The sequence below is a fragment of the Sphingobacterium haloxyli genome, assembly GCF_002980525.1.
Lineage (GTDB): Bacteria > Bacteroidota > Bacteroidia > Sphingobacteriales > Sphingobacteriaceae > Sphingobacterium > Sphingobacterium haloxyli.
Map to the genome: position 1 here is coordinate 167695 of NZ_PVBQ01000002.1, position 13796 is coordinate 181490.

Annotated in this window: 9 protein-coding genes; 8 read left to right on the forward strand and 1 reads right to left on the reverse strand. The window is 44.9% G+C overall.

Annotation, left to right across the window (positions count from 1 at the left end; translation table 11 throughout):
* Positions 1-7 precede the first annotated feature (7 nt).
* The gene (uvrA, locus tag C5745_RS02640) at positions 8-2827 is read right to left on the reverse strand and encodes an excinuclease ABC subunit UvrA (RefSeq protein WP_105715420.1); all 2820 of its coding nucleotides are present in this window, start codon (positions 2825-2827) and stop codon (positions 8-10) included.
* Positions 2828-2948: 121 nt separating this feature from the next.
* Between uvrA and C5745_RS02645 the strand changes: the two genes are divergently transcribed.
* The 8 genes from C5745_RS02645 to C5745_RS02680 all read left to right on the forward strand — a co-directional run bounded on the left by C5745_RS02645 (position 2949) and on the right by C5745_RS02680 (position 13778).
* Positions 2949-4076 (forward strand): family 78 glycoside hydrolase catalytic domain, encoded by a 1128-nt coding sequence (locus tag C5745_RS02645; protein WP_105715421.1) that lies wholly within the window; start codon positions 2949-2951, stop codon positions 4074-4076.
* Positions 4076-4402, forward strand: coding sequence for an alpha-L-rhamnosidase C-terminal domain-containing protein (locus tag C5745_RS02650; RefSeq protein WP_105715422.1), 327 nt, complete (start codon positions 4076-4078; stop codon positions 4400-4402). The genes C5745_RS02645 and C5745_RS02650 overlap by 1 nt, the downstream gene beginning before the upstream one ends.
* Before the next feature lie 136 nt (positions 4403-4538).
* Entirely contained in the window at positions 4539-5123 is a 585-nt protein-coding gene (locus C5745_RS02655; RefSeq protein ID WP_105715423.1) for an RNA polymerase sigma factor, read from the forward strand.
* Between the two features lie 94 nt (positions 5124-5217).
* Positions 5218-6375, forward strand: coding sequence for a FecR family protein (locus C5745_RS02660; protein WP_133166280.1), 1158 nt, complete (start codon positions 5218-5220; stop codon positions 6373-6375).
* Between the two features lie 188 nt (positions 6376-6563).
* Positions 6564-9791, forward strand: coding sequence for a SusC/RagA family TonB-linked outer membrane protein (locus C5745_RS02665; protein ID WP_105715425.1), 3228 nt, complete (start codon positions 6564-6566; stop codon positions 9789-9791).
* A gap of 42 nt (positions 9792-9833) precedes the next feature.
* Positions 9834-11258 (forward strand): RagB/SusD family nutrient uptake outer membrane protein, encoded by a 1425-nt coding sequence (locus C5745_RS02670; RefSeq protein ID WP_243403230.1) that lies wholly within the window; start codon positions 9834-9836, stop codon positions 11256-11258.
* A 30-nt stretch (positions 11259-11288) separates the two neighbouring features.
* On the forward strand, positions 11289-12647 hold the full coding sequence (locus C5745_RS02675) for an FAD-dependent oxidoreductase (RefSeq protein WP_165792997.1): 1359 nt from the start codon (positions 11289-11291) through the stop codon (positions 12645-12647).
* 21 nt (positions 12648-12668) lie between these two features.
* A complete protein-coding gene (locus C5745_RS02680) occupies positions 12669-13778 on the forward strand; it encodes a hypothetical protein (RefSeq protein WP_105715428.1) in 1110 nt (369 codons plus the stop codon).
* The last annotated feature ends 18 nt before the right edge of the window (positions 13779-13796 follow it).

Consider the following 13796-nt stretch of genomic DNA (forward strand, 5'->3'; position numbering starts at 1 on the left):
GACAAAGTTAGCTTTCAGATTGAACGATTAAAGATAGATGATTTTTTAGGTACTTCCCAGTGTAAGACACGTTACATGCTACCAAATCCTCCGGTGTACCTTCAAAAACGACTTCTCCTCCTTTATTCCCGCCTTCCGGTCCGATGTCGATAACCCAGTCCGCTGTTTTTATCATCTCCATATTATGCTCAATGACCAGAATACTGTTGCCTAGTGCAATCAGCGCGTCAAAGGCTTTGAGTAATTTGTGAATATCGTGGAAATGCAGTCCTGTTGTCGGTTCATCAAAAATGAAGAGTGTTTTTTTGCTATTGTTCCCTTTGATTAAAAAAGATGCAAGCTTAATCCGTTGCGCTTCACCTCCGGATAGGGTGCTCGAAGGCTGTCCTAGTTTCACATAACCCAAGCCAACATCCTGTAGTGGTTTAATTTTTGCAATGACTTTAGGGACGTCACTGAAAAACTCCATAGCTTCGTCCACGCTGAGATCCAAAACGTCAGCTACTGATTTGCCGTGGTATTCCACATCTAACACATGTTGTTTGAACCGTTTACCGCCGCAAGCCTCACATGGTAGGACAATATCCGCCATAAATTGCATTTCGATTTTTACCTCACCGTCTCCTTGACAGACATCGCAGCGCCCTCCTTCCACGTTGAAAGAGAAGGCGGCAGGCTTCAGCCCGGATGCCTTCGCCGCGGGCAGGTTAGCATAAACTGACCTTACCTCGTCCCAGCCCTTTACATAGGTTACCGGATTGGAACGAGAGGATCTGCCTATCGGATTTTGATCGATCATCTCGATTTGTTCAACGTTTGTCGTATCGCCTTCGAGCGCATCAAATATACCGGTTTGTTCTCCACTGTAATTCCCGATGGCTTTTTGTAAAGCGGGATAAAGAATCCTTTTAACAAGTGAAGTTTTGCCGGATCCGGACACCCCCGCTACCACAGTAAATACATTTAACGGAAAGGTTACATTGATTCCCTTTAAGTTGTTTTCCCGAGCTCCTTTGATCGTGATGGAATCACGCCATTTGCGTCGTTCTTTCGGTATGGGGATAGTCAATTGGCCATTTAAATATTGTCCTGTCAAGCTGTGTTTATCCTGAAGAATCTCCGGGTACGTTCCGGCGAAAACGAGCTGCCCCCCATTTATACCAGCCTCCGGTCCGATGTCGACCAGGTAATCCGCCGCTTCCATCATTTCCTGCTCGTGCTCTACGACGATCACCGTATTACCTATATCACGGAGTGATTTCAGCACACCGATCAAACGCTGTGTGTCGCGTGGATGCAAACCGATACTGGGTTCGTCCAACACGTAGATAGACCCCACCAAGGAGCTTCCTAAGGATGTGGCTAAGTTGATGCGCTGCGATTCTCCCCCCGAAAGTGTGTTGCTCAAACGGTTTAGGGTGAGATAGCTCAACCCCACATTACAAAGGAACTGGAGCCGGTTGACGATCTCGGCGAGCAAACGCTTAGCGATTAACTGTTCGTGTTCGGTTAATTCAAGCTCCTGAAAGAACTCCAATGCTTCTTCCAGCGGCATTAACACGACGTCCGTAATCGATTTATCGCCGACCTTTACATAGGAGGCGTCTTTGCGCAGCCGAGAACCTTTGCATTCAGGACAATCAGTTTTACCGCGATACCGCGATAACATCACTCGATACTGGATTTTGTAAGTCTGTTGTTCCAGTTCTTCAAAAAATTGATTCAACCCGCCAAAATATTTGTTGCCGGACCACAATAGCTCCTGCTGGGCTGCGGTAAGATCGCCATAAGCGCGGTGTATAGGAAAATCAAACTTAAGGGCGTTGCGTACCAAGCGATTTAACCATTCACCCATTTTTTCCCCCCGCCACGGCGCGATAGCGCCGTCGTAAACAGAACGACTTTTGTCAGGGATTACTAAATCGGCGTCTATGCCGATGACCTTTCCATATCCTTCGCAGCGTTTGCATGCACCATAGGGGTTGTTGAAGCTAAAGAAGTTTGGTGTGGGCTCTTCAAATAGAATACCGTCGAGCTCGAATTTGTCGGAATAATGCTGTGTGTCACCATCGATATCGATATAACATTCGCCTTTCCCCTCAAAAAAAGCGGTCTGTAGCGAGTCTGCGATACGGCTGTTTGTCTCGTCCTGTTTATCCAAGCGGATACGGTCTACGACAATCTGTATTTCTCCTGCCTTAAAATCTTTATTATGTATCGTCGTATCTTCGATAATACTTTCTATCTTCTGGATCTTTTCTTCGAAAAGAACACGTACGAATCCTTTTTGAAGCAGCAAGGACAACTCTTCTTTCAGCTTTCGCTTATTAATAGGTATCAGTTCAGCAAAAATCGTAATTGTGGTATCCTCAGGATAGACCATCAACTCATCGATAATAGAAGATACCGTATCTTTTGTGACCTGTTCGCCCGAAATTGGAGAAAAGGTTTTGCCGATCCGTGCGTAAAGAAGTTTAAGATAATCGTATATTTCAGTAGATGTACCTACCGTAGATCGTGGATTGGACGTGATTACTTTCTGTTCGATAGCAATTGCAGGAGCGATTCCCTTAATGTAGTCTACCTCGGGTTTATTCATCCTTCCCATAAATTGTCTGGCATAGGAAGATAGACTCTCGACGTAACGCCGCTGTCCTTCTGCATACAGGGTGTCGAAAGCAAGAGAGGATTTCCCCGAGCCCGACATCCCGGTGATAACGACTAGTTTGTTTTTGGGAATATCGACATCAATATTTTTCAGGTTGTTGACCCGCGCACCCTTAATTTGGATAAACGATTTAGCGTTTTGTTCCGATTTTTTTGACATAACCCACAAAGGTAAGGATTTTGTCTGACTCTGTCATCCCGGAAAACGATCGTTTGCGTGGGGATATATTAGTTATTATTCTCATATTTAGGTTTTTAAATCTAAATTTTATTAACAGGTGATGAATGAACATATTATCATAAAAGTTGTTAAAGTTTTTTTGCTGATCTGCGTGGCCTATCCGACGTACGGACAAGGTGCCCGGAGCAAACTCAAGGTTGTTAATACGCACTGCGATTTGCTCCGGCAATCCGACTATCAGTCGCTGCAAGGATATCGGCTGCAGTCCGAATGGACTCCCCAAGCCTTCGAGCAGGGAGAATCGGTTGTTGTCAAGAATAAAGTACCTGTATTCGGCTGGATAATGAACGCGAGAAACACCTCCACCCGGCAACAATATTATCAATTGTTGTTGGCAGATAATCTCGAAGATATAATGGAAGACAGAGGCAACTTATGGAATTCGGGAAAAGTATGGTCGTCCGAATCGACAGCGGTGCTTTACGGAGGAAACGACTTACGTTCAGGTAACCTTTATTATTGGAAAGTAAAAGTCTGGGATGAGCAGGGAAATGAAAGCGAATTTAGTCCTGTGTCCTGTTTTTATACGGGCCAATTTGTGGATGGATACGAAACAACTACTTACCCTTTGCAGCGAACGGATCAAGTCCCTAAGAAATTGATAAAAAAGGATCAAGAGTACTTTGCCGATTTTGGAAAAGCTGCTTTCGGCCAGTTGAGATTAAATATTGATAGTCCGGTCGCCGATACGATTTTGGTCCGGTTCGGTGAAAAAATTACATCAGAAGGACAAATCGACAGAAATCCAGGTGGCACGATACGTTACCAAGAGTATAAGCTTTCTTTATCTCCGGGAACGAACACGTACCGGATCAAATTTAGAAAAGATCGACAGAATACCGGGCGATCAGCTATCCTGATGCCCGATTATATCGGAGAAGTTCTGCCTTTCCGTTACGTGGAAATTGAAGGCTACGACTATCCTTTACACCAGGCTGATGTACAGCGGTCTATGGTGCATTATCCTTTCGACGACAAGGCATCTTATTTCCGTTCATCGAATGAAATCCTGAACCAGGTCTGGGACTTAAGTAAATATAGTATTAAGGCCACCAGCTTTGCCGGAATATACGTTGACGGCGACCGGGAACGCATTCCTTACGAGGCGGACGCCCTTATCAATCAATTGTGTCATTACTGTGTAGACAATGAATTCCCAGAAAACTGATGGGAATCGAGCCCCTAGAGCCCGGGTGGAGGACATTTAGAATACAGCCACAACTGGCCGACCTTGAATACGCTAAGATCCGTTTTCCCACCATTAAGGGTTATATCGATGCAGCATACAGACAATCAGCGAATGGGCTGGAAGCGCAGTTGTCAATACCGGCGAATACCGTCGCTGAAATTTATTTGCCACGTAAAAATAAAAGCGGTAAGCCTGTTTTGCGTGTGAACGGGAAGGAACAAGAATATGAACTCCGTCAAAATTGGATAAAATTGCCAGACCTGGGGACTGGAAATAAAGAAATCGTGGTCGTATATCATCCATAGTAGCAGGATAGTGCAGGACAGTTGTTGTTGTTCGTTTTGATATTTTTGAAATATCCAGTTGTATTAGGTAATGTATTCATTGCCATCGTACATTTTATAGTATAAGCCTACAGGAATATGATACAATCTTTTGGTAATGGCCCAAATTTTAAATACGATATCGGACGTTGAATTTGCGGATTTCAAGATCGGAGACCATAAGGCCTTCCGCAAAGTTTTTGATGCTTATCATAAGTCAATCTATAACTATGCCTATAAGTTTAGTAAAAATCATGACGAAGCGGAAGAACTTGTCCAGGAGGTGTTTGTTTCCCTATTTATAAACCGTGATAAGATAGAAAATCCCGAGAGTCTTTACCCTTATCTATTTATCATCACCAAACGGATAACAATTTCCATTTTCAGAAAAAAGGTGGTGAAATCCAAATTTGATCATCATTTGAAGTATAGTTGGAAAGAAGCGTGTGAAAGTACCGAACACACACTCGATACGACCGAGTTGACCAGTATATGGACTAGTGCTATTGAGCGTCTGCCCGAAAAGCAACGGGAAGTCTATGCGTTAAATAAAATCAATGGGTTATCCTATGAGGAGATTGCGAATAAGGTCGGTGTATCCAAATACACCGTTAAGAATCAATTGATCATGGCATCCAAAACAGTGAGGTTAATCGTGAAAAGTATTTATTTTTTACTTTTTTTATTGAAAACTTTGTTTTGATCTAGTCCTTTTTTCTTGTTACCTCGTTTATATAAGTAACCAGTAATTATAAACGTTGGAAAAAGGACAGCTCATTCATCTCATACATCAGTATATGGATAATTCCATATCTGACGACAATCTTGTTTTGCTTAAAAACGCGTTGGAGCAGAAAGCAGATGAAGATCTCTTATGGCTCTGGGATATCCTTATGGAGTCGTCGGCAGCCACGAAAGGACATGCCCCCGATTCCGACCACCTATTCCAACGGATTATGTTGGATGGGCGGCTCCAGCCGAATTTTTCTAAAGACACCAAAAAGATTAAAACAACCAAACGTTTAGTCACGCTGGTGGCTGCCGCATGTATCCTTGTCTTTTTAAAATTTGCAATAGATTTTATAAATGGGCCAGATCCAATTGAGGCGGGGCTCAGCACTAAGAGCGCGATTGGGACGATTACGCCGGGAGGAAATAAAGCCCGGATTGTTTTGGCGGATGGAACTCAATTAGACTTGGAAACGGTGAAAATTGATACGGTAATTCAGTTGGAAGGGTATGCTGTGCATAAGACAGCCGACGGATCCATTACCTACACCGTAACGGATGAACATAGCCTGAACGGCGACATGTATAACACCATTATTACGCCAAAAGGTGGAGCGTATAATTTAACCCTGTCTGACGGTACAAAAATAGCGATGAACGCCTCATCCACGCTTCGTTACCCTATCCGTTTCCAGGAAGATGCCCGCGCTGTTGAACTGAAGGGAGAGGCATATTTCGATGTCAGCAAACAATATAGAGATGGTAACCGGATTCCCTTTATTGTGGAGACGGATCAGCAAACCTTGGAGGTACTAGGTACTGCTTTCAACGTCAACAGCTATGGTAGAATGATTCAAACAACCTTGGTAGAAGGATCAGTAAGAATCTCTTTCGACAATGGACAAAGTCATGTTCTAAAACCCAATCAGCAAGCTGTTTACACGCGGAAATCCAAAAGAACAGCCATCAATACCGTGGATCCTTTTTATGTTCTCGCTTGGAAAAACGGATCCTTTGCATTTGAGGATGCCTCGATAGAGGAGGTTATGGAAAGTGTTGGCAGATGGTATGATGTGGATGTGGCGTTTAAAGGTGATTTAAAGGATAAGCGGTTTTCCGGTACGATATCCAGATTTGAGAATATTCAGAAGTTGTTGCAAACGGTCGAGTTAACAGGATCAGTAAAATTCGAAATCAAGGGAAGGAGGATTTTGGTTATGGAATGAAAATCAGCAGAATTTGAAGAACATAACAATCAGGAGCGTTGCGACCGCCCCTGATTAACCAAGTCCTACGGGCTTGTCGATTGATGTCTTAGTATATAATAGTAAACAACCAATCTTAAATACAAATGTATAAAAATTATGATATACTTACGCCGTTTTGCAGGCGTTTAAAACCTAGATTGTTCGTCATGAAACTATCCTTGATCTTAATGTTTGTAGGTACGTTGCAGGTTAGCGCATTTACATTCGGTCAAAAAATTACGCTTAGCCGAAAAAACGTAAAACTAACTGTTGTTTTGAAGGAAATCCAGCAACTAAGCGGATATAATATTTTTTACGATAAATCTGTCATACCAGCAAATGCAATGGTGGATTTGCAGGTGCACGACACACATGTCGAGAAAGTCCTCACCGGACTGCTGGAGAAGTTTCATATAAAATATAAGTTGGTGGACAAGAACATCATATTGGTACGAAAGGAAAACTCTTCGATAGCAGCCACGGACAATCTGAGAATAAACCAAGAAAGAATAGTGAAGGGTAACGTGACGAATCGCGGAGGTGAACCGCTCGCGGGAGTTACTATTTCGGAAATAGGGAAAGCCAACAGTACGATGACTGATGAAAGAGGAAATTATATTCTCCGTACAGAAGATGATGCCGCGATGCTGCATTTTTCGTTTGTCGGATATGAAGATCAGGAAATAAGTCTTGGAAATAGAACGGTGATCGATGTTGTACTAATAGATCGAACGGATGAACTTGATGAAGTAGTTGTGGTAGGGTATGGGACAGTACGGAAGGCGGATTTGACCGGGTCTGTAGCGCAGGTAAAGGCTCGAGAGGTAAATGCATTTCCTAATGCCAGCGCATTACAAGCCCTCGCGGGCCGAGCCCCGGGGGTACATATACGCCAGAGTTCGGGTGCCCCCGGTCCCGGTATATCCGTTCGTGTTCGCGGAGGAAATTCTATTCAGGGAAGTAATGAACCGCTGTATGTTATTGACGGATTTCCCATAGCCGGTTCTAATCCCTCCATAGTCAATACCGCTGATATAGAAAGTATTGAGATTCTAAAGGATGCATCAGCTACGGCAATATATGGTTCACGTGGTGCCAATGGCGTCGTGATCATCACGACAAAAAAGGGAAAAGAAGGGCGTACCGACGTGTCGTTTGAAACCAGTTACAGTTCGCAGCGGCTCATCCGTAGACTCGATCTTATGAATGCGCAGGAGTATGCGAGATTCTACAACGAACAGGCGGCGAACGATAATGTGGCACCTTATTTTAACGAAGAAGAGATAAGTGGATTTGGGGAAGGTTTTGACTGGCAGGATTTTGTCTTTAGGAAGGCCCCGATGACCACGGCTGCGCTTGGCATAGCTGGCGGAAATGAGAAAACGCGGTTTTCCATAAATGGTAGCTTTTTCGGGCAAGGTGGTATCATCCAAGGAAGTAATTACAATCGTTATTCGCTGCAAAGCAGTATTGATCACAAAATCAACGATAAGATTTCCGTCGAATTGAATACGATCCTCTCGCGCCTGACAACCGAAAGACGAGACAGTGGAGGAGGCAATCGAGGCAACTCCATGATTGCTGCGGCCATTTCTGCTCCTCCGATTCTGACACCCTATAACGAAGACGGTTCCTATCGAATACTTCACACAGCTTATCCATTTTTGGCAACAGATCTGCGCAACCCTATTAACTGGATCAATGAAAGTACAGCACAGACCAAAGCCAACGTAGCATTGATCAATACGGCTGTATCCTATCGGATTACCCCCGAACTTATCTTCAAAGTGGCTGGAGGGTTGGAGAACCGCGATGACCGTTCGGATAATTATACGACGACCAAATTTTTTGATAGCCCGGGGATTGCAAATGTATCTTCCACGCAGCAGACCAGCCTGTTGAATGAAAACACATTAAATTATAATAAAACGTTTCGTGACAAGCATAACTTCGCTGCGGTAGCGGGGCTGACCTACCAGAATTTTATGACTACGGCTGTAAATGCCGGAGGGACGGATTTTCTTTCTGATATCTATGAGACCTACAATCTGGGGGCAGCTGGTACACCAGGCGTTCCCGGGTCAGCGTATACAAAGTCTGCATTAATTTCTCTCTTAGGGCGTGTCAATTATAGCTACGACTACCGTTATCTCGCCACGGTAAGTTTTCGTCGTGACGGATCCTCGCGCTACTCGCCGGGAAGTAAATGGGGGAATTTTCCTTCAGCAGCGCTTGCGTGGCGTATTTCAAACGAAAATTTCATGAGTAATGTTTCGGCCTTTTCGGATCTCAAGTTGCGGGCCAGCTGGGGGCTAACCGGTAGCCAGGCCATTGATCCGTATACTACGCTTAATCTACTGTCCCCAGGTAAGACGATATTTGGTAATGAATATTTCAATACGGTTAGTCCATTAACACGGCTACCGAATGACTTAACTTGGGAAACTACCGAGCAGTTTGATATTGGAGCAGATATTGGCGTCCTGAATAATAGAGTCTTGTTAACCGCGGACTACTATGTAAAGAATACGCGCGATTTGCTAAGTGATGTCCGGTTGCCGGCTTCCATGGGCTATACGACAACAATCCGAAATGTCGGCAGGGTACAAAACAGAGGCGTTGAGTTAGGCGTGGAAGCAAGGCCTTTTGAAGGCAGTTTTACGTGGAATATAAATGCCAATATAGCCTTTAACAAAAACAAAGTAATCAGTCTATACAACGGCGAAGATGTTCTGCGGGATAATATCGGTATGGTCATCGTGAGCGATGCTACCAGCATATTGAGGGAGGGGAGACCTGTCGGACAGTTCTGGGGTTACATAGAGGATGGTTACGACGAGAAGGGAGACATTATTTTTCGTGATATCAATCAGGACGGTAGCATCACATCTGCTGACAAAACATATATTGGAGACGCTAACCCCGATTTTACATATGGATTTAATTCAGTAATGAATTATAAGAATTTCGAATTTTCGTTTTTTCTCCAGGGAACGTATGGAAATGATATTTTCAATGCGAGCTCTGTTACGAACACCATGGACTATGGCTTTGGTCTGAATATGCCCAAATCAGTGTATGAGAATCATTGGACGATCAATAATACAGATGCTGACTACCCGCGGATCAGTAGATCGACACCCGTAAAGGTATCGGATCGATTTATAGAGGACGGTTCTTTTTTGCGACTCAAAAACATATCCTTGGCGTACAACCTACCGCTGCAGGCATGGAATGCGAACAAATTACAGCGGCTGCAGGTCTATGTGAGCGCACAAAATCTACTTACGCTCACCAATTATTCATGGTGGGATCCGGAAGTGAATTTTCGACTCGATCATAATAGCTACCCGTCTGCGAAATCGGTCACCTTCGGTATCCGTGCCGGTTTCTAACTTTTTACAGTTCATAGGATGAAGAAATTGAAATTAAATACGATGAAGAGATTAATATGCATGTGGGGTATAGTTGCACTTTTTGTTGCGTGCGAAAAGACCCTCGAAGAAACACCTAAGCAGATCTCGGAGGAGAATTTTTATAATACGACAGAAGAAGTGGAAGCCGCGGTGAATGCGATTTATAGCCCGTTGCGTAAAGACCTCATGCCGAATTATATTGCTGCGCTGGAATGTCATTCAGACTGGATGTATGGTCGTGGCAGTTGGACCCCCCTGAGTAACTACCAGGGGCTGGATGACGCGAACATAACGCGCGTCCAAGGTTTTTGGAATGGTTTCTATCTGGCGATCAGGAACGCAAATCTGGTTGTCTTGAATGTGGTAGAGGGGGAAGCGTTTGCGGAATACGTTGCCGAAGCAAAGTTTCTGCGTGCTTTTTCCTATTTTCAGCTGGTCAGGAATTGGGGGGGTGTACCGTTGCGCACGGAGGAAACAATGGACGTAAAGGATCTTCCGCGCAGTACAGAGGACGAAGTCTACCAGTTAATTCTAGATGATTTGGCAACAGCGACGATATCGCTGCCAGAAACTGCTGCGTCTAGTGGCCGCCCTACTAAATGGGCCGCTAAAACACTACTGGCTGATGTGTACTTGCAATTGGAACGCCATAACGAAGCAGCTGAACTGGCCAACGAAGTTGTCCAAGCGGGTTTTAGTTTAGTAAGCGTGAGTGGCCCCGAAGACTACCAGTATAAAATTTTCGGACCGGATATCACCACAAGCACTGAGGAGATTTTTGCGCTGAAGTACGCACGTCTTCCTGCGCAAGGCAATTACATTTTGTGGATATCCAACCATCCAAGTACTAAGCTGCTCACAGCAGGCGGTACAGGCGCTTATGCCGTCCATGGCGACGCGACCAACGCGAATTATATCGAGTGGAATAACGATGATATCCGCAAGCAGCTCTGGGACCAGATTAACTTTGGTTTGGGACCAAATACGCTGGTTAGTTCGAAGTATGTGGATCCGGATGCGCTTGATGCGAATACTTCAGGAAATGACCTGCCGATATATCGGTTATCCGATGCTTTGTTGATCTTCGCTGAAGCGTCTGCAAAAGCTGAAAATACCGTCACCGCAACGGCGATGGAGGCACTGAACAAGGTGCATCGGAGGGCTTATGGCTATGCGCCGAATGCGTCAGCTCCAGTCGATTACGACGCTGCCGATTATGACAGTGACACCTTTGTGGATCTCATCGTCCAGGAACGGGGATATGAATTCATATATGAAGGGAAGCGTTGGTTCGAATTGAAGCGAACTGGAAAATTGGATGAACGCATTCAATATAGCAAAGGAAAATCGGTTGTCCAAAAGCATTTACTTTGGCCGATTCCCCTTTCCGAGACAAATTATAACAATGCAATTGACCCGGTGACTGATCAAAACCCCGGGTATTAACAACTAGAAACCTTTAAAGGAATGGACAAAATGAAAAGAAGGTCAGCTATAGCCACGTTGGGAGCAATCTCCTTAGGATTGACTACGCCTCGGCTACTCAAAGGAGAAATGCTACAGGGACCACGTGTACTAAAAAAGGAAATGCTCACTACCGATATTCTAGTAATCGGTGGCGGCACAGCAGGCGTAGTAGCTGCGGTGCAAGCCGGAAGGGCGGGGAAGAAAACTATTTTGGTCGAAAACGGAAGTATGTTAGGTGGTACTACCACGACCGGTGGAGTCGCGTTTCCTGGTATTTTTTTCGCATGGGGCAAGCAGGTTATTGGCGGCATAGGCTGGGAAATGGTGCAGGAGGCTGTCGCATTAAATGATGACAAATTACCTGACTTTTCCGTTCCTCATGGCCGCCAACATTGGCATCATCAAGTGCGTTTAAACGGTCCGCTATATGCGATGATGATCGAAGATAAATGTGTGGAGGCGGGTGTGAACCTGAGATTTTACGAAACGCCGGTAGAGGTCGTGCAACATAAGGAGGGTTGGAAAGTAACCACGATCGGAAAAGGAACGAAAACGGAGATTGTCTGCAATCAATTGATTGATTGCACCGGAAATGCGTTTGCTGTCTCCTTGGCAGGATTCAATTTGCTGCGGGAGAAAGAGACGCAGCCGGGAACGTTGATGTTCCGTATTGGTGGATATTCCGTGGATCAACTCGATATGAACTGGATTAAGGATGAATTTAGCGCCGCGGTAGATCGTGGCGACCTGATTAAAGGAGAGTTTTTAAATGTTGAATCTTTGCTTCGTAACGCCGGCGATAACGTGCAGCACATCGCCGGCGCTGACGCCACCACCTCTGTATCGCACACTATTGCAAACATCAACGGACGGGCATCGCTGTTTAGGACGCTGAAGTTTCTTCGAACGTTGCCAGGTTTAACGGGTTTAAAGCTGTTGGATATGCAAAACGAAACAGCCGTCCGGGAGACCTATCGCATTGATAGTATCTACCGGGTTACACATGAAGATTACGTTATGGGACGAATTTTTGAAGATGCGGTTTGCTATTCTTACTACCCTATAGACCTTCACGACGAACAGGGGGTTATTCCCAAACACCTGGAAGAGGGACGGGTCGCATCCGTGCCGTTAAGAGCCCTAATACCAAAAGATAGCCGCAATTTAATCGTTGCTGGTCGTTGTATTGGGAGTGACCGCTTGGCAAATTCAGCTTTACGTGTCCAGGCATCCTGTATGGGCATGGGGCAAGCTGCGGCTGTCGCAGCCGTATTGGCGCACACGCAGGGCAAAACGCCAGCGGAGGTTTCGATGTCAGATATAAAGAAATTATTGATGGAACACGGCGCTATTGTGCCGGCAGGATAGGTAGAAAGATAAGATTTGGTCATGAGGGTTTTAGAAACCATTTTTATTGTACTCCTTTTTTTCTATGGGACTACCTCGACTTTCAGCCAGCAGCGTCAGGAAGACACCATTCGTTATTTCACAACGCCCACGCTACCGCAAAATGTCGCTTATGTCAATAGTATACTCATCGATACAGGAGGCGTTTCGACGGCAAAAGACACTCTTTTTCAACTATTGACTGAACGCGGCGATCCGATATCGTATTATCGGGAGATAAGCACAGAAGTCTGCTTTGACGGGTCTTGTCGGTTGCTGAGGGTAAACCTTTATTGGAATGTGACGGGTCGATACCTTGGCTTTGAACTTCCTCCAGCAGAATTTTTAAGCAAAGCGGAGCATGAGCCTTTCAATGCGCAGGAGTACCAGCTACTACACACCATATTGGCCGATAGTCTTTCGCCCATAGGCAATTTCAATTACCAAAATTTAATTCCGGAGAGCAGTGCAGCTGAAAGCGTGGATGCTGTAACCCGTCCTACATCCAAGGATGTACTGCCGTATGTCGTAAAAGGAGCGGTCTTTACTACCCACAGGATGTGGAGTCTCGTGTATGGCCAGATGCAGCGGGATGTTGAAAACGCAACCGAAGCTGCGCTGAATCCTGGTTTTTTACTTGATATGCTGAATAGCGATGATATCTGGGATAGATATTGGGCACTGGATCGAATGCATATGTTGCCAGATCACCCACTTCAAGTGAAAGAAAAGGTAGTTGGTTTTTTATGCCATAGTTCATACAACCTTGTATTACATACCTTAACCGTTTTACCAAAGGAGTGGGGTGAAGATTCTTCCTTCCAGCATAAATTATGGTTGGCATTTGACTGCGTTCCAGCAGCACTGAAACCAAAGGTGATTGGAAAACTTTGTACATACGAAAAACTAGACAGATCAATTATGTTGGACATTACCGACCGCTTGCCAACAATGTACGGCCCTGTATTGGCTGCTGCACTGCACTGTCTACGGAATTATCTCCCTCAAGAGCCGGAAATCCTTCGGCGTGTAATGGCATTGCTTAATCATAACAACCCGTATATTGTTAAGCAGATAAAGAATTTCCTTCAAGAAGTACCAACGATTGATTAATTTGCATAGGATCAAAGT